This is a genomic window from Selenomonas sp. oral taxon 149 str. 67H29BP, assembly GCF_000146365.1.
Lineage (GTDB): Bacteria > Bacillota > Negativicutes > Selenomonadales > Selenomonadaceae > Centipeda > Centipeda felix.
On sequence record NZ_GL397087.1, the window covers coordinates 831030 to 850792 of the forward strand.

The window sequence follows — 19763 nt, forward strand, 5'->3', positions numbered from 1 at the left end:
GGAGAACTTCGATCCAATAGCCGTCGGGATCCTCTACGAAGTAAATGCCCATTTCGACATTCTCATAGCAGATGACCCCCATCTCCGTATGCAGCGCATGCGCTGCTGCATAGTCGTCCGTATGGAGCGCGAGATGGAACTCCTTTTCCCCGAGATTGTACGGTTCAGTTCGCGCGTCCAGATAGGTCAGCTCCAGCTCAAAGTCCGTCGTGCCGTCCGTCAGATAGACGAGGGTAAAGCCCTCCGCCTCTAGGCGCCGCTTCTCACGGAAGCCAAATGCCTTCTCATAGAACGCCATGCTGCGTGCCAGATCGAGCACATTGAAATTCACATGCGTAAAATTAAATGCCATAATGTCCTCCCCATTAAGGAATCGCTGATAAATTTCGTACTTTGTGTATATCGGAAAATGCCGTCCTCCTCATAAGCGCATCACCGACAGCTCCCTACTGTCGTGATGCGCGGTCAAAGAGCTCCGTCACGGCCGCAGGCGGCTCTGCATCGAGCCGGCTCACCACATAGATGGCAGCGAGTGCCAGCAGAAATCCCGGCACGATCTCATAGAGTCCAAAGAACGCAAACTGCTTCCAGACGAGCACCGTTACGCCGCCCGTCACAATCCCTGCGAGCACGCCGCGCTCCGTCGTCCGCCGCCAAAAGAGGCACATGAGGAGTGCGGGGCCGAAGGCGGCACCAAAGCCTGCCCACGCATACGCCACCATATCGAGGATAAAGTTGTCGGGGCTGAGCCCGAGATAGATCGCCGCCGCTGCAATCACGAGAACGGACAGACGGCTCACCCAGACCAGCTCGCCCTGCTGCGCTTTGGGGCGGAAGCTGCGCCGATAGATATCCTGCGCAAACGCCGAGGCGGCTACGAGGAGCTGCGCCGACGCCGTGCTCATGATCGCTGCCAGCACCGCCGCGAGGATCAGCCCCGCTACGACCGGCGGGAAAAGCTCACCCGCCATCGTGAGGAACACCGTCTCCGTTGCTGTTCCCGCCAGCGGTGTCTTAAGATACACCGCCCCCACCATGCCGACGAGAATCGCCGCCGAGAGGGAGATCACCACCCACGACATGGCGATGCGCGTCGCCTGGGGCAGCTCCTCTGCATGGCGGATCGCCATAAAGCGCACGAGAATATGCGGCTGTCCGAAATAACCGAGCCCCCAGCCCATGAGGGAAATGAACTCGATGAACCCGAGTGTACTGCCGTCGGGCTTGGTCAGCGGCGCGAAAAATTCTGCATGCTGTGCATGGATCAGATCCGCCGTCGCCGAAAAGCCGCCCAGCATCAATGCCGCCCCCACAGGAACCACGAGAATGGCAAAGAACATCATCACGCCTTGGATAAAATCCGTTCGAGACACGGCGAGAAAACCACCGACGAGCGTGTAGAACACCACGACCACGGCACCAAAGAGCAACGCCGTCAGATACGGCAGCTGGAAAATTGTCTCAAAGAGGCGCCCCGCCGCCACGAATCCCGATGACGTATAGAGGATAAAAAAGATGAGAATGAAGATTGCAGGTACGATCCGCAGTGCGCCCGACGTGGCAAAAAAACGATTTTCAAAGAAATCCGGCAGCGTCAGTGAGTTGTGTGCCAGCTCTGTATAGACGCGCAGGCGCGCCGCGATGAACTGCCAGTTCGCCCATGTGCCGAGCGCCAGACCGAGTGCAATCCAGCCGGCATTGAGCCCCGCCGTATAGGCAAAGCCGGGCAGCCCCATCAGCATCCACCCCGACATATCCGACGCCTCGGCACTCATCGAGGTCACCCATGCGCCGAGCTTTCGATTCCCGAGGAAGTAATCGCTCATATTGCGCGTCCGTCGATAGTAGTAGACGCCAATGCCCATCATTAGGAGCATATAAACAAGAAAAATAACACTGATCTCAATCCGCTCTGCCAACAAAAAATCTCCTAACGCTATAATATCTAGGGAAGTACTGATAAAATGAAGTCCGTCGGATTGGTGCAGATTTTTTGTCCTGTCAAGGAGACAAACCGGACGCATAGCCAAAGCTATGTGGAGGATTTGTCGACACAGACAGGGCGAAAAAGATGTACTAAGACGGCGGTGCTGAGTTTATCAGTACTTCCCTAGTACATTATACGGGATTCTCGGCGGAAAAGCAAAAATATTTGCAAGGAATCGCCGATAAAATGTGGCCTGCCGAATTGGCGCAGATTTTTCCACAAAGATAAAAACCCCGCTTACGCGGGGCTATGTCGTCAGTGCTTCCTTTACGTTACTCCTGCAGCTCAAACATACTCTTATCCACGCCGCAGAGCGGGCAGACAAAATCGTCGGGCAGATCGTCAAATGCCACGCCCGGAGCGAGATCGTAGTCCGGATCTCCCTTTGCCTCGTCATACACCCAGCCGCAAACCGAGCAAACCCATGTCTTCATAACAAATTCCTCCTATAATCATACACAGTTTCAGTAGATGATACTGGTTTTTTATTAACCAATAACTATTATTATAATATAGCATTTTTCTCTTTTTGTCCATACCCCTGAGCAAAATTTTATTCATTTTTTCCGTAGCGATATTCCGTGGGCTTCATGCCCATGTGCTTCTGAAAGACCTTGCTGAAATAGCGCGTATCCTGATAGCCGCAGGCGGCGGCGACCGCATAGATCTTGGCATCGCTCTCGCGCAGCATGTGTCCTGCATGACGCAGGCGGCATTCCGTCAGGTAGGAGCTGAAGGAGGTTCCGCACCGCGCAAAAAGTTTGTGGAGATAGCTGACGCTCAGCCCCAGCTCTCCTGCAACCTCGCGGACGGTGATCGGTTCTGCCATGTGTGCCTCTATGTGCCGTACAGCATGCAGGAGATAGCCGCGCACGGGCTCTTCCGCGGGAAGCGCTAAATTCCCGTACACTGGATCATCATCATCACAGTGTACGCCATGACGACGGCTCATGATATGCCCAGCGGCGAGTTTGATCGCGGCCGCAAGCTCCTCATCATCCAGCGGCTTGAGGAGGTAGGCACATACACCGAGGGCAATCGCCTGCTGTGCATACTCAAACTCCCCGAATCCCGACAGGATAATGTACTCGGCATCGATCTCCTCGCGCAGACTGGCGATGACATCGAGCCCCGTCATCCCCGGCATCTTGATGTCCACGATCAGCACATCGGGATGGTGTTCCCGCGCCATGAGGATGCCCTCCATCCCGCCAGAGGCCGCACCGATTACCTCTGCACCAAAATCCTGCCACGGGGTCAGCTGCACGATGCCCTGCCGCTGCAGCGGCTCATCATCAATCACAAGCACTTTAATCATCGCGCGGAGCCTCCTCCATGTACTTCAACATCAACCGCACCTCTGTGCCCTTCCCCTCCGCACTGGAGAGGTCAATCCCGCAGTTCGCATCACCGTTCAGCATAGCGCGCATGTGGACGTTATAGAGGCCAAAGTGATTATCATCCTGCCGCGCGAGCACTTCCTGCTGGCGCGCTTCGGACATCCCCTGCCCGTCGTCCTTCACGCGGAGAAGAATATGATCGCCGTCGCGCCTGCCGACGATGAGGATGCGCCCGCCGCTCTCCACACTCTCAAGTCCATGTTGAATCGCGTTCTCGACCAGCGGCTGGAGGATGAGCTTCGGCACATAGCATCCCATGATGCGGCTGTCTACATCCAGCGTCACCTTCAGACGTCCCTCGAAGCGCCGTTGTTGGATTTTCAGATAGGTGCGCAGGAAGGATAGTTCCTCTGCCACCGTCACGAATTCCTTCATGCTCACCGAAGCACGCAGGATCTTGCCGAGCTGGACGGCGATATCTGCCGCGCCCTCCGCGTCGCCGAGCTTTGCACTCCACTTGATGAGATTCAGCGTATTGTAGATGAAATGCGGGCGCGTCATTTCGGTCAATGACTTGACCTCCGCGATGCGCAGGCGCCGCTCCCGCGCACGGTTCTCCGCTAGGAGCGTCCGTATGTGCGCAATCAGGCCATTGAACGTCCGTGCGAGCTCTCCGATCTCGTCGCGGCGATGCGCCTCCAGCTGCGTCGAAAAATCATCCGAGCTCCGTGCACGGCGCATTGCCTGTGTCAGAATGTGGAGCGGATGCCAGAGACGGCAGCTGAGCCGCCACGCGAGGTATGCCGTCACCGCAAGCGCGGCAGCGTCTACGGCAAGGATGAGACGTATCAGCTCCTCCACCGGTGTCCCGTCCGTCCGCTGCCGGAGATGCACGGCAATCCCCGTCACGGCAGAGCTGTTCACGAAGTCACGAAAAACGGACGCTGACGTTTCATCCTCCGCCGCCGAAGCAAAGAGGGCGGAGAACCCTTCGCCGTGATGATCGAGCAAATCCATCATCACGTAGCGGTAGCGATCCGTCAGGATGATCTGCCCCTCGTTGCCGTCCTGCACCCGCTGAATGAGCGGAACGAGAGCCTCGCGGCGAATATCGACAACCACGGCACCGAGCAGCTTGCCATTTTGACGAATGGCATGCGCCATCGAAAAAACAGTATTCTGCTGGTCAGGAGCCGTGCGGTCAGCCGCAATCAACGCCCAGCCATCTTGCTGTACCGCCTGACCGATCACGCCCCAGTGGAGATTCGTCGGGAGACGATGGTCACGCGGCACATCGTCCGTGGCAATCGCACGCCGCCCATCCGCCGGAAGCAGATAGACGGCCGCCTCCCCCGTACGCCCGGAGAGGACACCATAGAGATCGGCATAGAGATGCGTCGTATCCGTCGGCTCCCCGTGCATATACGCCATGACATCATCCCGCATGAAAAACGGCATCATCAGCCGCTGATAAGCAAGTGCGAGATTGTCGATCTCACGGGAGATGCGCTGCACCTCAGCGTACCCGGCCTTCTCCTGTGTACTCTCATAGGCACGATCCGCAGCGTAGAGGATAATCGTCGAGACGATCAGGAGAGGAAGGACGCCGCCTAAGAGAAGGTATGCGAACAGTCGCTTCTGATAACTGATCGTATACCACTCCATTTCTGTATCCTCCGCCTTTCCCATACATCAAAAACAAGATCTCGCCGCGTCAGAACAACCATAAGAATGTATAAAAATACATTATGTTCCTCAATCTTCAGACTATATAGAAAGAATAAGGATAAATCGTTTTTCTGTCAAGTGAAATTATCATTTTGTAGGGATTTTCATTCTATGTTGTGAAAACAGAAAAAGGAAAACCGCCACACGAAGTGACGGTCTTGGAAGGGGAAAATATGGGAATGGGGGGATGGGGGGAAATGGGGATTTATTTGATAACCGCAGCACGCCATTCGCTCAAAAACTCATCTCTGAACGCGGCGGCATGCCGGGCATCAAACCGTGTGGAATGAATCTCCGCGAGCGTTGGGAGATTCGGCGGTGCCGTGACATCGGCACGCGTGGAGCGTCGTTCATATACGCCGAGACGTTCATGAACACGACGGCTCATAACAAAATCAAGGAATTTTTTTGCATTCTCTATGTGCGGAGCATTTTTGATGATCGCAACCCCGGTGGCGGACACGCGTGTCCCTTCCCGTGGATAGACGATCTCGATGTGTGCCCCCGCCGACCGAGACCGCAGAACTGGCTGCTCCGCTGTCGCCGTGACCGCATACGCACCACTCACAACGGCCTTGACCTGCTCTGCCGAGGCAGAGACCATGTGCCCATCCAGCTGATCTTCCATGCGAGAGATCAGGGCGTTATCACCGCCGAGTACATCCATCATCGTCATGAGGACATCGTATGAGACCAAGGATTTGGTCGGGTCAGCAAGCGCAATGCGCCCGCGAAAACGTGATTTGAAAAGATCGCTCCATCCGGTCGGCGCATCCTCGGCATCAATGAGATCCGTGTTGTAAGCCAGCACATAGGGATCCTCTGTGATAAGGTAATATGCCTTGTCACCGCCAACATAGTCACTGCGCAGGGCACCTTCCTCCGGGCAGTCGTAGGATGCCAGATAGGACGTGAGGGATAGGTAGACATCTTCCACACCGCCCCACAGGACATCGCCGTGCGGATTCTCCTGTTCCGTACGAATGCGTGTCATGAGGGCATCGGATGTACCGTCCACCAACTGGACGCGGATTCCGGTCTCCTCCTGAAACTCCTTGGCAATGGGGTCTGTCCAATCCTCTGCACCGCAGTTATAGACCACGACCAGATTCTCATCGTCCGTAGGAGCCTGACGAGCAGACCCACATCCGACGAGAACAGAGCTAACGCCGAGGAGAAGTGCCGCACACAATATCTGCATACGTTGAAAGATGAGCATCGTGCGACACCTCCTAAATGAGATGTCATCAATTTCAAATCCTTTTGATAATTCTACAATAATCAGAACTGCAATTCAATCGTACAGTTCATCATTTTGGTGTGATAATCCTATTCTGTTATTGTTTCCCACGTAGTTCCTGCTGTGCATCGAAGAAATGACGCACTGCCTCGGCAGAAGTGCGATTCATGCCGGGAGCAGCAGCGAGTTCCTCCACAGACGCCTCCTTGATTTTTTCCAGCGATCCGAAGTGGGTGCGCAGGCTCTGCCGTCGTTTGGGACCGATGCCGACGATATGGTCGAGTACGGAGACGAGGTTGCGCTTGCCGCGCAGTTTTCGATGAAACGTGATGGCAAAACGGTGTGCCTCGTCGCGAATGCGCTGGATGAGATAGAGGGCCTGACTGCGGCGCGGCAGTTCAACCGGCTCTGAATTTCCCTCCGTAAAGACGAGCTCAAACTGTTTCGCGAGGCCGACGACGGGGACATCCTTATGCCCTGCCGCGTGGCGGATGATCTCAAGGGCGGAGGAGAGCTGTCCCTTGCCGCCGTCGATGATGATGAGATCGGGCAGCTCTTCCTCGGGCAAACCTACATAGCGGCGCGTCGTCACCTCGCGCATAGAGAGGAAATCGTCGGGCTTGCCCTCCGTGCTGCGGATCTTAAAGAGGCGATAGTCCGATTTCTTCGGTGCGCCGTCCTCAAAGACGACCATCGAGGCAACGGTCTCCTGCCCCTGATTGTGCGAGATATCAAAGCACTCCATGCGACGCGGCGGATGCTTCAGCCCGAGGTATCGCCCGAGTTCCTCCACGGCGCCAAGCGTCTGCTCATCCAAGAGACTGCGCCGCGTCTCCTCGTCTGCGAGGAACTTCGCGGCGTTGCCCGTCGCCATCTGCACAATATCGTGCTTCGTGCCGCGCTGCGGCGTGAGGAGTGCGACCTTGCCGCCCCCCTTGCGTGCGGCAAGCCACGCCTCGATGGTCGCCTGCGCCGCTGCGTCAATCGCACACGGCAGCAGCACCTCACGCGGGACAAAGGTCGCCTGATTGTAGTACTGCTCCAAGAAGGCGCGCAGGATATCCGCGTCACTCTCCTCCTCGCTGCCGCGCAGGAGAAAGTGCTCGCGCCCGATCATCTTGCCGCCGCGGATGAAGAAGATCTGCACGCAGACGCCCGCCGCCGAGCGCGCCATGCCGACGGCATCCTGATCGCCCGCCCCCGTCACGATGTTCTGCCGCTCCGCCGCCGTGCGCACAGCACTCAGCTGATCGCGAAGCCGTGCCGCCGTCTCAAAGTGATACGCCTCTGCCGCCGCATTCATGCGCTGCTCCAGTTCGCGCTCGACGTCATCCGTTCTGCCCTCAAGGAAGAGGAGCACGGCGCGGATCATGGCACGGTAGTCCTCCGCCTCCACCTTGCCAACGCACGGGGCAAGGCAGCGTTTGATATGATACTCGAGACAGGGACGCTCTGGCATCGTGCGGCAGGTGCGCAGAGGAAAAAGACGCCGCAGGAGCTTTAAGCTGTCCCGCAGCGCCGTCACATTCGTATAGGGGCCGAAGTAGCGCGCGCCGTCACGCAGCACACGCCGCGTGATAAAGACGCGCGGAAATTCCTCCTGCACCGTCACCTTGACATAGGGGTAACTCTTATCGTCCTTCAGCCGTATATTATAACGCGGCCGATGTTTCTTGATCAGGTTCGCCTCAAGGATCAGCGACTCCACTTCGTTCGCCGTCATGATCGTCTCAAAGTCAGCGATATGCGAGACCATTGCGCGCACCTTTGGTGTGTGGTTTCGGCTGCTCTGAAAATACTGCCGAACACGGTTTTTGAGGACAATTGCCTTGCCCACATAGATGATTTTTCCGTGATCGTCCTTCATAATGTAGACCCCCGGACTGTCCGGCAGCAGCTTCAGTTTCTCTGCAACAATATCGGTCACATCAGTGCCCTGCCTTCATGCAGTTGATCGCGGAGAAGAGGGCCAAAATTGACGAGGTGATAATATCCGTATCCAACCCCGCTCCCCAGTATACGCTGCCATCCCCGCCCGTAATGCTGATATAGGAGATTGCACGAGAACTCTGCCCCAGCTCCAAGGCATGCTCACTGTACGTCAGGTTCGTATAGGAAAGGTGCAGATTCTCCTGCATCGCATTTGATACGGCATCAAGACGGCCGTTGCCGTGTGCCTCATAGGTACGATCCTCGCCGTCCACCCGCAGATGCACGTCGCCGCGCCGCGTGCCGTCCGGCTGCTTGTTCAGGCAGAAATCTGACAGCTCGTAGGGAAATGCAACATTGACATAAGTGTCCATGAACACCTTGTAGATCTCATCCGGCTGCAGTTCCCTGTGTCCAACATCGGAGACTGCCTTGACGCGGTAGCTGAGATCCTCACGCATCTTCTTCGGCATATCGATGCCGTACTGCTGCTCCATGACGAAGCCGACGCCGCCGCGCCCCGACTGGCTGTTGATGCGGATCACATCGCTGTCGTAGGTACGCCCGATGTCCTTCGGATCGATGTAGAGATACGGCAGGCACCAGTGCTCCGGATGCTTCTCTGCCCAGTAGTGCATCCCCTTCGCGATGGCATCCTGATGTGAGCCGGAGAACGCTGCAAAGACAAGTGCGCCCGAATATGGCTGGCGCGGGTTGACCTGCATCCGCGTCACCTTCTCATAGACCTCGACGAGATGCGGCAGATTGGAGAAATCGAGCTGCGGATCCACGCCGAGGGCGAACATATTCATCGCCACCGTGATGATGTCCACGTTGCCCGTGCGCTCCCCGTTGCCGAAGAGCGTCCCCTCGACGCGATCCGCCCCCGCCAAGAGGCCCATCTCCGTATCCGAGACGCCGCAGCCGCGGTCGTTGTGCGGATGGAGTGAGAGCACAACCGCATCGCGGTACTTCAGATGATCGTTCATATAGGCAATCTGCATCCCGTAGACATGCGGCATCGACATCTGCACCGTCGAGGGCAGATTGATGATTGCCTTGCGGTCAGGCGTCGGCTGCCACACGTCGAGCACGGCGTTGCAGACCTCGAGGGCATACTCCGGCTCTGTGCCCGTAAAGCTCTCGGGCGAGTACTCAAAGCGGTACTTCGCGCCCGCCTCCTCCGTCAGTCCCTTGAGGAGCTTTGCACCGTCCACGGCGATCTTCAGGACCTCCTCCTTGGAGCGCGCAAAAACCTGCTCGCGCTGAGCCGCCGAGGTGGGATTGTAGACGTGCACGATGGCGTTCTTCACCCCACGCAGTGCATCGAACGTCTTGCGGATGATGTGTTCACGCGCCTGCGTCAGAACCTGTACCGTCACATCATCGGGGATGAGGTTGTCCTCCACCAAACGGCGCAGGAACTCATACTCCGTATCCGAGGCCGCAGGGAAGCCGACCTCGATCTCCTTGAACCCGACGCGCACGAGGAGATCAAAAAAAGCGAGCTTCTCATCGAGGCTCATCGGAACGATGAGTGCCTGATTGCCGTCGCGCAGATCGACCGAGCACCAGATCGGTGCATGATCGGGTGCATCCTTTTTCAGCCAGTCCATGCGGATCTCCGGCGGCATAAAGTAGCCCTTCGTATATTTCTGATAATTCATCATGATGATTCCCCCGCATCCATGTATTTTCTCAGCGCAGCCGCGCGTTGAATTTCTCGATCAGCTTCTCGGGTTTATAGGACTCCTTCGCCTTGCGCAGCCCCTCGATGCCCATATCCTCCTCGCGGTTGATATAGGTGAGATGGCTCCATGCGTGCTCCACGAATCCCTGATTGATCGCGGGATATGCGCCGCGCACCTCGGGATCCGCCTTCTCCACATGGATGACGGCCGTATCCGTGTTGAGCTGCTCGCCGAAGGTAAAGGCGACGATACGCCCTCCCAAGCGGACGGCACCGCCCTGCAGACCAAAGTAGTCAAAATCGTTCAGCACCTCGAGGATTGCCGTGCGCTCGTACTCAATGAACGGGTCGATCGTCCCGTCCCCGCGGATGTGCTGCTTGTACCAGCTATTGAGCTCCATCTTGCACTGCGTGACGACATCCTCTGTGATGGGCAGATACTCTGCCTCGGGGTGCTCCTTGCGGAACGCATTCAGATGGTTCTTCTTCGAGTGCAGCTTGCGCCCCGCAAGGCTGATGAGCTTCTCCGAGAGATACACATAGTCGTAGTTGTCGCGGTCGGCGACCACGTCAAAGTCTGCAAAATCGCAGCTACGCAGATAGTCTGCATAACCGCGCTCCATATCGTAAAGGTGCAGCGGCTGCTCCACTTCCTCAAAGTAGGCGATCAGCTTCTTCGTCGCTTCGGGATAGCGCAATGGATCGCAGAAGGGCTGCAGCAGCGAAAGGATCCCCTTCCACTCGCTCGCCACATAGAGCACATCATCCTCTTCGGCAATATGCACGAAGAACGGCGCGCGCCACATATAGAGATTCGTAAAATTAAAATGCGAGTTCTCGTAATAGTTTGCATGAAAATATCGATCCAGCAATGGCTTGTCTTCTTTTTTCAATGGTCGAAAATCGATCATCCTAAACCTCCCCATGAAGAAAGCACTGATAAACTCAGCGATTCCCAAAGTATCGTGTTTTCATTATAACAAAGGCGTCAAGTCCCATGAAAGCCGTCTGCGGCAGTCACACCCTGCTGAGGATCAGCTCCCCCATCCCGTGCAGCATATATTGTCCAAGATGCGCAGGGATAAAGACACTCTCCCCCTTGACGGCGGAGAGCTCCCCGCCCGCCCACGTCAGCGTCAACGTCCCTGCGAGAATCGTCAGACAGTGAAAGGAGTCTGCCCCCGCCGTGCTCTCGCACATGCCGTCAATACGCAGATGATAGACGGTAAAATACGGGCATGCGGCGAGCAGGCGCACCTCCGCGCCACGAAATTCATCCGCCGTAGGAAGCTGCTCTGCACGCAGCGAAACGGGCACGAGCGACGTCACATCGAGAGCCTTTTCGACATGCAGGTCGCGCGGCTTTCCATCGGTGCCGATGCGCCCATAGTCGTAGACACGATACGTCGCGTTGGAGCTCTGCTGAATCTCACAGATGAGCAGCCCCTTGCCGATGGCATGGAGTGTCCCCGCAGGAATGAAGAACGCATCCCCCTTCTGTACCGGTACATGACGCACGACCTCAAGGAGTGTGTTGTCCGCAATACGCCTGCGAAATTCATCTTTTGCGATCGCATGCACAAAACCGTAGAGAATCTCTGCGCCCGGGGCGGCATCGACGACGTACCAGAGCTCCGTCTTGCCGTACTCCCCCTCCACGCGCAGGGCATAGTCATCGCTCGGATGCACCTGCACAGAGAGATTGTCGTGTGCATCGATCAGCTTGATGAGGAGAGGGAAATACGGAAACTGCGCGGCTCGTGTGCCGAGTGCCTCTGCCCCCGCGCGTGTCAGCCACGCCTCGAGCGTCTCCCCTGCCGCCGTGCCGCTGGCAATAACGCTCTTTCCGTCACGGTGACAGGCGAGCTCCCAGCTCTCGGCCACCTTTGGCAGTTCCGTGTGCTTGCCGTACTCGTCCCGCAGGCGCGTGCCGCCCCAGAGATAGTCCTTCAGCGGCGCGGTCAGCTTCATCGGCTCATTCATCGGCAATTCCTCCTTTATAATATCTTACCGAATCCCTCTGAAATCTTTAAGGAAGCAAAGAAAAGATTTCGCTGTCCATCGATTCCCTGATTTTCCCCGTGACTCCCTACTCCTTCAAAAGTCCCGATTGTCCCCCATTCGCCTCTATGGTATCATAGGAAAGCTAAAGGAGTGATTTCCATGTCTCAAACCAAGATCGACACCAATGAACGTCCGCCGCTTCGGCGAACCATCCCGCTTTCCCTGCAGCACCTCTTCGCCATGTTCGGCTCAACGGTGCTTGTTCCGATTCTCTTTCATGTCAATCCTGCGACCGTGCTGCTCTTCAACGGCATCGGCACACTCTTCTACCTCATATTGTGCAAGGGGAAAATCCCTGCCTATCTCGGCTCGAGCTTTGCCTTCCTCTCTCCCGTCTTCATCGTCCTGTCCGAGTACAGCTATGAGGCGGCACTCGGCGGCTTCATCATCGTCGGCATCGTCTTCTGTCTGGTCAGCCTCATTGTTCATACCATTGGAACGAGCTGGATCGACGTGATCTTTCCACCCGCATCAATGGGCGCAATCGTCGCCGTCATTGGACTGGAGCTGATGCCGACGGCGGCGGGGATGGCAGGTCTGACAGCGGAGAAGGTCGACCCGACCGTCGTTTTTGTCTCCATCGCAACGCTCGCCATCACGATCTTTGCCTCCATGGCATTTCGTGGCTTCCTCTCCATCATCCCCATCCTCATCGGCGTCATCGCAGGCTATCTCATTGCCTGTGCCGTCGGCATCGTCGATCTCTCGAACGTCGCCGCCGCGCCGTGGCTTGCCCTCCCGACCATCTACACGCCGACCTTCGAGCTGAATGCCGTCCTCATCATCCTACCTGCTGCCATCGTCGTCATCGTCGAGCACATCGGGCACCTCATCGTGACGGGCAACATCGTCGGACGCAACCTCGCCAAGGACCCGGGGCTTGACCGCTCCCTGCTCGGCAACGGCATCTCGACCATCTTCTCCGGCTTCTTCGGCTCCACGCCGAATACCACCTACGGAGAGAACATCGGCGTCCTTGCCATCACAAAGGTCTACTCGACGTGGGTCATCGGCGGTGCAGCGATCTTCGCCATTCTGCTCTCCTGCCTCGGCAAACTCGCCGCACTCATCCAGAGCATCCCGACACCGGTCATGGGCGGTGTTTCCATGCTGCTCTTCGGCGTAATCGCTGCCTCAGGCATCCGCATCCTTGTCGAGGCAAAGGTGGACTACAACAATCCGATGAACCTTCTCCTGACCTCCATTGTCATGGGGGTCGGCGTATCGACCGCCAGCATCACCATCGGCACGGTGACCCTGCGCGGTATGTCGCTTGCCACCATTATTGCCATCATTCTATCCATCTCCTTCCGCATCATCCTCGCCCTGCGGCGCAAGGATGCCGCCGCGCAGAAATGACGGAGATACGTGTTGCCCTGCCCTCCGGCGAAACATGCTCCGCAAAGTCATACCTCATGCACGTGCACGGCATCTCAGGCAGTCTGTGGAGGCGCATCAAACACCATGGTGCATTCACGCTGAACGGCATCCCTGCCGTTGCCGCACGCACAATGCTAAAGGACGGCGACTGGATCGCATACGATCTCCCTATTGTCAGCAGCGTCATCCCTGAGTCACTGCCGCTCTCGATCATCTACGAAGACGATGATCTGCTCGTCCTCGATAAGCCTGCAGGACAGCTCGTCCATCCGACAACAAAGGAAACGCACGGCACCATCGCGAACGCCGTGCGCGGATACTATGCCGCATGCGGCGTGCATCTCGACTTTCATCCCTGCCACCGTCTCGACCGCAACACGAGCGGCCTGCTCCTCATCGCAAAGCATCCCGAAGTGCAGTACCAAATTGCACAGCAAAATACACTGAAACGAGAATATCTTGCCTTGATCGCGGGTTCACTCACTCCACCCGAAGGATGTATCGATGTACCGATTGCGCGTGCTCTGCCGAGCATCATCCTACGCTGTGTCAGTACAGAAGGAAAGTCCGCATGCACCCATTACGTGACGGTGCAGACGGACGGCAGATACAGCCTCCTGCGCCTGCAGCTCGACACAGGACGCACGCATCAGATTCGCGTCCACCTCGCTCATCTGGGCCATCCGCTTCTCGGTGACGATCTCTATGGCGGCACACGCGCGGAGATCGCACGTCATGCACTCCACTCCGCCCATCTCACCCTCGTACATCCGCGCACGAAGAAAATGCTTGCGCTCTCTGCCCTACTCCCTGCAGATATGGCGCGGATTACAGCGAAGATTGACAATAATACAGCATAAAGAATGGGCTGCTGCACCGAGGGATGGTTACCTCGTGCAGCAGCCCACTTTATGCCCAATGCAGTTCCTTACTTATTCGCGCCGAACCACTTCTGATAGATCTTATCGTACTCGCCGTTATCATGCAGCTTCTTAAGTGCTGCATTGATCTTCTGCTGAAGCTCGGTGTTGTCCTTCGCCATAGCGATGCCATAGTCCTCAGCAGAGAGGCGGTCTGCGAGTGTCTTCACACCGGTTGCCTGTGACTGATTGATGTAGTAGTCATTGACCGGTCGGTCGTTGATCACGGCATCTACGCCGCCTGCTTTCAGCTCCATGAAGCAGTCCGCCGGCGTATTCAGTTCGCTGACGGTGACGCCCTCCATCTCCTTTGCCATCTTGGCACCCGTCGTGCCGATCTGAGCGGCGACCTTATGCCCCTTCAGATCGCTGAACGACTTGATGTTCTCCTCATCGCTGCGCACAACCATCGTCAGGCCGGACTGATAGTAGGGATCAGAGAACGCGACCTTCTCCTTGCGCTCGTCGTTGATCGTCATACCGCTGATGATCACGTCGATGTTCTTCGCCTGCAGGGCAGGAATCAGACCATCGAAGCCGATGTTCTGGATCTCTGCCTCGCTGCCCATCTCCTTGGCAACGGCACGGATGAGATCCATATCAAAGCCCTGATAGTCCTTCTGTCCCTCATCCTGGAACTCAAACGGGGCAAAGTCAATCGATGCGCCGACGCGGAGCTTGCTTGCCTGCTTCGCCTGATCGCCGCCTGCGCCGCATCCGAGCAAGGAAAGGCTCACGAGTGCACCCGTCAGCACGAGTGCCAATTTCTTCAGCTTCATGGGAAACCTCCTCAAAAGATAAAGGACACACAGATAAATCCAGCCGCATTATTTCCAATCCGATGGGCTGTTTTATCCGTGATTCCAAAAAACAAAGGGGGACGCCGCACCGTCTGTGCTGCTATCCCCCCATGAAATCTAAATCGTTTTAGAAACGTGCTGCGCGCTTTGCATTGAAGCAGTCGCGGCAGTAAACCGGACGATCCGTCTTCGGCTCGAACGGGACTTCCGTGTCCTTGCCGCACTCGGCGCAGACCACATGGAACATCTGACGCTCGCCATGATTCTGATCGTCACGGCTGCGGCGGCGCTTGTCGCGGCAGTCACGGCAGCGCGCCGGCTCGTTCTCAAAGCCTTTCTCTGCGTAGAACTCCTGCTCACCTGCGGTAAACACGAAGTCCTTGCCGCACTCTTTGCATACGAGGGTTTTGTCTTCAAAAGCCATTCTTCCACAATCTCCCTTGAAAAATAATTTTGACTCTCCATTCGCCGCACTCGGAAAGCGTTCACTGAGATTATGGTTCGGGCAAACACTGCATATATAAACAGTGCTTCACTCGTTCATTGAACGACGATCAGGACTTGAGGAACGGATTTCAACGCTCTGTATTATACAGGCATTTTTCATGAAGTGCAAGCATTTTTTATTGTCGTTCAGATTGTAGGACTGTCATGCCTTCATCTCCCTCTTACATTCCATCATTAAAGCGGTACCCTGCCCCCCAGACCGTCTGCAGCCACTGCGGATGGGCAGGATCACGTTCCATCTTTTCGCGCAGCCGATTGATATGGACGGAGACGGTCGCCGTACTGCCCATGGCATCCAGCTCCCAGACGCGGTCATACAGCGTCTCCTTGCTGAAGACGACCTGCGGATGCTGCGCGAGAAAGAGCAGAAGATCAAACTCGCGTGCTGCAAGAATCACCTCGTTTCCCCCAAGAAATACGCGCCGCGTCTGCGGCTGAATCTCAAGCGCGCCAAAACGCAGGACAGCCGCATCTCCTGCACTGCCTTTGAGGCGCTCATAACGCGCAAGATGTGCCTTGACGCGTGCCGCCAGCTCACTCGGACTGAACGGTTTGATGATATAATCATCCGCCCCCAGTCCGAGTGCGCGTATTTTATCGACATCCTCAAGACGCGCCGAGACCATGAGGATGGGGATATCGTATGCTTTCCGAACATCGCGGCAGATGGCAAATCCATCCGCCCCCGGCAGCATCACATCCAGCAAAAGCAGATCATAGTCCCCCGTCATGGCGAGGCGCTTCCCCGCATCGCCGTCCGCGGAAATATCGACGGCGAAGCCATCTGCTTCCAGATAGTCACGCTCCAGCTCGGCAATAGCAGCGTCATCCTCGACCAGCAGTATCTTCTTCATGCGTGTCCTCCTTTTTCCGAATTGGCAGCAGCAGGACGATGCGCAGCCCTCCCATGGGGGATTCCTCTGCCCGCACACTGCCGCCGAACGTCGTCATCATCCGGCGCACGATCGCCAGTCCCAGCCCGCTGCCGTCAGCGACATGGGTACGCGCCGCATCCGTGCGGTAAAAGAGGTCAAACAGCCGCTCCCGTTCCTCCTCGCGCACGCCAACGCCGTCGTCGTCACAGCGGATGGCGAGAAAATCTCCCTCATGAGAAAGCGACATACAGACGTGCGCTCGTTCCCCGCGGCGGTACTTCCCGCTGTTTTCCCATAGATTTTCGAGCACGCGGGCGAATGCACTGCGGTCAATGCGAATGTATGTCTGCTCCCTGTCTTCTTCCATCGACAGCTCAATGCCCCGCTCGCGAAAGTCCGCCGCATGTGCATCAATGAACGCATTGATCCATGTCTGCGCCTCAACGATCTCCCATGTAAGCGGCACCTCACCTGTCTCTGTGCGCAAAAAAGAACGCAGCTGTGTAGTCAGCCCCTCCATCGTCGCCGCCGCACGGGCGATGCGCTCAGCATAGGCCCGCTGCTTCTCCGGCGTCGCAGCGATCCCGTCGATCAGGCCGCTCGCATATCCCTTGACGGCGGTCAGCGGCGTTGCGATGTCATGGAGTACACCGATGAGGAATTCCCGCCGCCGTGCCTCCTCCTGTTCCTCCCGCAGGCGTGCGCGCCGCAGATCGCTGCGCATGGCATCAAAAGCGCGGCAGGTCGCCCCCACCTCATCACTGCCCATCGGAGGCAGGGCATGGTCGAAATCACCATGCTGCATCGCGCCGGCGGCATCACGTATCGCAGCAAGCGGTGCAAGAATCTGCGCCGAAAGGAGGCGGGCAAGATAACGCCCGAGCAGGAAAATCCCTGCCGAGGTGATGACGATGAAGAAAATAAACACCGCGTTGATCACCGTCTCCCGCATCGGCGGAGAAATACGCATCTCATCGTGATGCCGCATCATCGGAACAGCGCCTGCTCCCATGAAAACAATGCCGCTGCGGTCCCCCTCATAGCGAAAAAAAAGTCCCGCATCGTTCCATGTCAGTGCGGAGCCGCGCGCCCCGCATTCACGCATCACCGCATACCGAATGTCATCGGCATCTGCCCCATCGGTCAGATAGAGGAGACCATCCTGCACGATAGAGACGCGGACGCCTGCCGACTCCAGCAGATGAACGTCACGCTCAACATGATTCCATTTGAACTGCTTCCGCTCTGCGGCAGCACGCAGCGAGCTCAGGGCAAGGGGAACAGAGAGATTTGTCCCCTTCTCCGGCCAGAGCAGTTCAAGTGCCTGCTGCTGCAGCGTTCCTGCATGGCGCAGTCCGCCAAGAAGCGCTGCACTGATGGCGACAAGGACGCAGATCGGTATGACGACCATCAGCGCATTGGTCAGCAGGAGCTTTGTTTTCAGCGACAAATCACGCAGGTGCATATCGACACCTCACTTTCATGAATCCATTATAATGGGTTCAGCGGGAAAAATCCGTGCTGTCCGTCGATTTTTGAAAAAGTTTTACGCGTGTTTACACCTTGTTTAACTTTCTCCGATAGGATATACCTGTCAGCAAAAATGTGACGAACAAAAGGAGGATTTCATCATGGAAGCACAGAAAATCAAAGAACAGGTCAAGGGCGTATTCAGTCCCGCACATCTGAAGAAGGCAGCAGCTCTCGCCGTTCTCGTCGGCGTCGCCACCGCCGGCACAGCCTACTTCCACTATCAGCAGGCCGAGGCACAATCCCTCATGAAGCGGCAGGCTCGCTCGGAAATGATCGCTGCTCAGGCAGCACAGCGAAACATTGTTCTGCTCGATGAGGACAAGGTGCGGTCGATTGCCGCCGACTCCATCGGAAAATCCGAGACAGAGCTGATCTTCCGCCCACTCGAACTGAAGCTGAACGATCACGACGGCGATCGTGACCACAACCGCAAAGGGCACAAGAAGGGGAAGCACGGAGATCGGGAGCAGAGGGAACAACAGGCACAGCCCGTACCTGCTGCAGCGGCACCTGCCGTACCTGCGGATCCTGCCGCACAGGCAGACTTCCGCCCATTCTACAAGGTGAGATGCACGGCAAACAACATCACCTACAAGCTCCGCATCGACGCCGTGACCGGCGCACTCCTCGCGAGTGACGCTGATACAGACAACCATATTTTCTAAACAATAGAGGAATCGCATAAACGGGAGAGTCATGCACAGACCAATCGTCTCGCATAGCTCTCCCGTTTTCATATCCGCTAAAATAAATTCTCCTGCCGTTCGAGCCAGCTTTCCTGCCGCGCCTCATGGATACGGTCACCCTCCTCCGCATGGCCGATGAGAAAGGGGGATGCGGGATCGTGAGCGAGACGGCTGCGGCGCACACGCGCAGGATGCGTATTGGCGTAACAGTAGCGGCAGAGATGCGGGCAGCTGTCGTATGCACCGATGTCCGCACCGAGATAGCAGCGGCACTCCCTGCGCTGCGGCTGATAGTGCGGGAAGTGAATGCGCCGCCCAAGTGCCCGCTCATAGATGTGCGGGGTCATGCAGCCGCCCGTATTCGCCCCGTATAGAGCGAGTGCATCACCTCCGCCGCACGGATAGACGGTCATACCGCACCGCCGTGCCGTCTCAATGATAAATGCACCGAGCTCCATGCGCTCTGCGTGCGTGACATCACGTCCCTCGGGAAAGTTGCGGCGCGTCTTGGCATAGCGCGTGAGAAAGCTGATGACGACCACTTCCGTCTGCCCCGCCAGCTGCTCTGCCATCGCGGCAAACATTGTTCTGTGCCACGCCAGCGTATGATGTGCGTCAAGGATGATCGGATCGTAGCGCCACCCGACGGAGTGCGTTCCGAGAGCAGCCGAGAGCTGATGAAATGAACGCACAACTTCCTCCCATGGCGGAACATGGGGCTCAACATCCCTGCCATAGGGCGTGATGGTGACGTACCAGAACTGCCCGAACGGTGCGAGGAGATCCATATAGGGGAGCATCGGTGCGGGATTCTTCGTACAGAAGCCGATGAGGTCAACCACGCGCGGATCAAGGCGATAGCGCGTCACCTGCTGTGTGTCGTAGGGATTACGGACACAGACCTCGCCCGCACGCAGCCGATTCACCAGCCACGGCGCATAGAACGCCGGAATATCCGTACGCATGCCCGTGTTGAGTATCATCGCGTACCTCCTCCCCTTTTCACAGGATAACACGAATCGAAGGAAAAGGAAAATGGGACTGTTGTACGAAGTTTGCAACTTCGTACAACAGTCCCTCCTTT

19 protein-coding genes are annotated in these 19763 nt (G+C 56.9%); 4 read left to right on the forward strand and 15 right to left on the reverse strand.

The features are described 5' to 3' along the window. Both HMPREF9166_RS03995 and putP read right to left on the reverse strand, forming a co-directional pair. Nucleotides 1-352, reverse strand: a 352-nt coding sequence (locus tag HMPREF9166_RS03995; RefSeq protein WP_009442775.1) for a VOC family protein, incomplete at its 3' end; no start/stop codon positions are given. A gap of 94 nt (nucleotides 353-446) precedes the next feature. After that, complete coding sequence (gene putP, locus HMPREF9166_RS04000; protein WP_039980982.1) at nucleotides 447-1919, reverse strand: sodium/proline symporter PutP; 1473 nt, start codon at nucleotides 1917-1919, stop codon at nucleotides 447-449. 45 nt (nucleotides 1920-1964) lie between these two features. Between putP and HMPREF9166_RS12880 the strand changes: the two genes are divergently transcribed. Next, nucleotides 1965-2114 (forward strand): secretion protein HlyD, encoded by a 150-nt coding sequence (locus tag HMPREF9166_RS12880; protein ID WP_071586073.1) that lies wholly within the window; start codon nucleotides 1965-1967, stop codon nucleotides 2112-2114. A 145-nt stretch (nucleotides 2115-2259) separates the two neighbouring features. Here the strand turns inward: HMPREF9166_RS12880 and HMPREF9166_RS04005 are convergent, their stop codons facing one another. The 8 genes from HMPREF9166_RS04005 to HMPREF9166_RS04040 form a co-directional block, all read right to left on the reverse strand. After that, entirely contained in the window at nucleotides 2260-2421 is a 162-nt protein-coding gene (locus HMPREF9166_RS04005; RefSeq protein ID WP_009442777.1) for a rubredoxin, read from the reverse strand. 119 nt (nucleotides 2422-2540) lie between these two features. After that, nucleotides 2541-3305 carry a response regulator gene (locus HMPREF9166_RS04010; protein ID WP_009442778.1) on the reverse strand — a complete coding sequence of 255 codons (765 nt, stop codon included), beginning with the start codon at nucleotides 3303-3305 and terminating at the stop codon, nucleotides 2541-2543. Continuing rightward, the gene (locus HMPREF9166_RS04015; protein ID WP_039980984.1) at nucleotides 3298-4992 is read right to left on the reverse strand and encodes a histidine kinase; all 1695 of its coding nucleotides are present in this window, start codon (nucleotides 4990-4992) and stop codon (nucleotides 3298-3300) included. The genes HMPREF9166_RS04010 and HMPREF9166_RS04015 overlap by 8 nt, the downstream gene beginning before the upstream one ends. Nucleotides 4993-5260: 268 nt before the next feature. Continuing rightward, nucleotides 5261-6274 (reverse strand): extracellular solute-binding protein, encoded by a 1014-nt coding sequence (locus HMPREF9166_RS04020; RefSeq protein ID WP_009442780.1) that lies wholly within the window; start codon nucleotides 6272-6274, stop codon nucleotides 5261-5263. Between the two features lie 118 nt (nucleotides 6275-6392). Further along, nucleotides 6393-8222, reverse strand: a complete 1830-nt coding sequence (gene uvrC / locus HMPREF9166_RS04025; RefSeq protein WP_009442781.1) for an excinuclease ABC subunit UvrC — start codon at nucleotides 8220-8222, stop codon at nucleotides 6393-6395. 1 nt (nucleotide 8223) lies between these two features. Beyond that, entirely contained in the window at nucleotides 8224-9891 is a 1668-nt protein-coding gene (locus tag HMPREF9166_RS04030; RefSeq protein WP_039981588.1) for a 2-isopropylmalate synthase, read from the reverse strand. A gap of 31 nt (nucleotides 9892-9922) precedes the next feature. Next, nucleotides 9923-10825 carry a DUF2156 domain-containing protein gene (locus HMPREF9166_RS04035; RefSeq protein ID WP_371137020.1) on the reverse strand — a complete coding sequence of 301 codons (903 nt, stop codon included), beginning with the start codon at nucleotides 10823-10825 and terminating at the stop codon, nucleotides 9923-9925. A 106-nt stretch (nucleotides 10826-10931) separates the two neighbouring features. Beyond that, nucleotides 10932-11897: a type I phosphomannose isomerase catalytic subunit gene (locus HMPREF9166_RS04040; protein ID WP_009442784.1), complete on the reverse strand. Its 966-nt coding sequence runs from the start codon at nucleotides 11895-11897 to the stop codon at nucleotides 10932-10934. A gap of 180 nt (nucleotides 11898-12077) precedes the next feature. Between HMPREF9166_RS04040 and uraA the strand changes: the two genes are divergently transcribed. Both uraA and HMPREF9166_RS04050 read left to right on the forward strand, forming a co-directional pair. Further along, entirely contained in the window at nucleotides 12078-13337 is a 1260-nt protein-coding gene (gene uraA, locus HMPREF9166_RS04045) for a uracil permease (protein ID WP_039980985.1), read from the forward strand. After that, a complete protein-coding gene (locus HMPREF9166_RS04050; RefSeq protein ID WP_009442786.1) occupies nucleotides 13334-14218 on the forward strand; it encodes an RluA family pseudouridine synthase in 885 nt (294 codons plus the stop codon). The genes uraA and HMPREF9166_RS04050 overlap by 4 nt, the downstream gene beginning before the upstream one ends. 68 nt (nucleotides 14219-14286) lie before the next feature. Here the strand turns inward: HMPREF9166_RS04050 and HMPREF9166_RS04055 are convergent, their stop codons facing one another. The 4 genes from HMPREF9166_RS04055 to HMPREF9166_RS04070 all read right to left on the reverse strand — a co-directional run bounded on the left by HMPREF9166_RS04055 (nucleotide 14287) and on the right by HMPREF9166_RS04070 (nucleotide 17925). After that, the gene (locus HMPREF9166_RS04055) at nucleotides 14287-15057 is read right to left on the reverse strand and encodes a basic amino acid ABC transporter substrate-binding protein (RefSeq protein WP_006689816.1); all 771 of its coding nucleotides are present in this window, start codon (nucleotides 15055-15057) and stop codon (nucleotides 14287-14289) included. A 148-nt stretch (nucleotides 15058-15205) separates the two neighbouring features. Next, nucleotides 15206-15502, reverse strand: a complete 297-nt coding sequence (locus HMPREF9166_RS04060; protein ID WP_006689817.1) for a zinc-ribbon domain containing protein — start codon at nucleotides 15500-15502, stop codon at nucleotides 15206-15208. 244 nt (nucleotides 15503-15746) lie between these two features. After that, nucleotides 15747-16439: a response regulator transcription factor gene (locus HMPREF9166_RS04065; RefSeq protein WP_006689818.1), complete on the reverse strand. Its 693-nt coding sequence runs from the start codon at nucleotides 16437-16439 to the stop codon at nucleotides 15747-15749. Continuing rightward, nucleotides 16411-17925, reverse strand: a complete 1515-nt coding sequence (locus tag HMPREF9166_RS04070; protein ID WP_009442787.1) for a HAMP domain-containing sensor histidine kinase — start codon at nucleotides 17923-17925, stop codon at nucleotides 16411-16413. Before HMPREF9166_RS04070 ends, HMPREF9166_RS04065 begins: the two co-directional genes overlap by 29 nt. 166 nt (nucleotides 17926-18091) lie before the next feature. Here HMPREF9166_RS04070 and HMPREF9166_RS04075 point away from each other — a divergent pair, with 166 nt between their 5' ends. Next, nucleotides 18092-18658 carry a peptidase gene (locus HMPREF9166_RS04075; protein WP_009442788.1) on the forward strand — a complete coding sequence of 189 codons (567 nt, stop codon included), beginning with the start codon at nucleotides 18092-18094 and terminating at the stop codon, nucleotides 18656-18658. Between the two features lie 77 nt (nucleotides 18659-18735). Here the strand turns inward: HMPREF9166_RS04075 and HMPREF9166_RS04080 are convergent, their stop codons facing one another. Next, nucleotides 18736-19662 carry a DUF1848 domain-containing protein gene (locus HMPREF9166_RS04080; RefSeq protein WP_039980988.1) on the reverse strand — a complete coding sequence of 309 codons (927 nt, stop codon included), beginning with the start codon at nucleotides 19660-19662 and terminating at the stop codon, nucleotides 18736-18738. Nucleotides 19663-19763: the final 101 nt, after the last annotated feature.

Excerpts from the sequence above, each read along its gene's own strand:
- HMPREF9166_RS12880 (WP_071586073.1), top strand. The coding sequence starts at position 1,965 with ATGAAGTCCGTCGGATTGGTGCAGATTTTTTGTCCTGTCAAGGAGACA.
- HMPREF9166_RS04005 (WP_009442777.1), bottom strand. The coding sequence starts at position 2,421 with ATGAAGACATGGGTTTGCTCGGTTTGCGGCTGGGTGTATGACGAGGCA.
- HMPREF9166_RS04010 (WP_009442778.1), bottom strand. The coding sequence starts at position 3,305 with ATGATTAAAGTGCTTGTGATTGATGATGAGCCGCTGCAGCGGCAGGGC.
- HMPREF9166_RS04015 (WP_039980984.1), bottom strand. The coding sequence starts at position 4,992 with ATGGAGTGGTATACGATCAGTTATCAGAAGCGACTGTTCGCATACCTT.
- HMPREF9166_RS04020 (WP_009442780.1), bottom strand. The coding sequence starts at position 6,274 with ATGCTCATCTTTCAACGTATGCAGATATTGTGTGCGGCACTTCTCCTC.
- HMPREF9166_RS04030 (WP_039981588.1), bottom strand. The coding sequence starts at position 9,891 with ATGAATTATCAGAAATATACGAAGGGCTACTTTATGCCGCCGGAGATC.
- HMPREF9166_RS04035 (WP_371137020.1), bottom strand. The coding sequence starts at position 10,825 with ATGATCGATTTTCGACCATTGAAAAAAGAAGACAAGCCATTGCTGGAT.
- HMPREF9166_RS04040 (WP_009442784.1), bottom strand. The coding sequence starts at position 11,897 with ATGAATGAGCCGATGAAGCTGACCGCGCCGCTGAAGGACTATCTCTGG.
- uraA (WP_039980985.1), top strand. The coding sequence starts at position 12,078 with ATGTCTCAAACCAAGATCGACACCAATGAACGTCCGCCGCTTCGGCGA.
- HMPREF9166_RS04050 (WP_009442786.1), top strand. The coding sequence starts at position 13,334 with ATGACGGAGATACGTGTTGCCCTGCCCTCCGGCGAAACATGCTCCGCA.
- HMPREF9166_RS04055 (WP_006689816.1), bottom strand. The coding sequence starts at position 15,057 with ATGAAGCTGAAGAAATTGGCACTCGTGCTGACGGGTGCACTCGTGAGC.
- HMPREF9166_RS04060 (WP_006689817.1), bottom strand. The coding sequence starts at position 15,502 with ATGGCTTTTGAAGACAAAACCCTCGTATGCAAAGAGTGCGGCAAGGAC.
- HMPREF9166_RS04065 (WP_006689818.1), bottom strand. The coding sequence starts at position 16,439 with ATGAAGAAGATACTGCTGGTCGAGGATGACGCTGCTATTGCCGAGCTG.
- HMPREF9166_RS04070 (WP_009442787.1), bottom strand. The coding sequence starts at position 17,925 with ATGCACCTGCGTGATTTGTCGCTGAAAACAAAGCTCCTGCTGACCAAT.
- HMPREF9166_RS04075 (WP_009442788.1), top strand. The coding sequence starts at position 18,092 with ATGGAAGCACAGAAAATCAAAGAACAGGTCAAGGGCGTATTCAGTCCC.
- HMPREF9166_RS04080 (WP_039980988.1), bottom strand. The coding sequence starts at position 19,662 with ATGATACTCAACACGGGCATGCGTACGGATATTCCGGCGTTCTATGCG.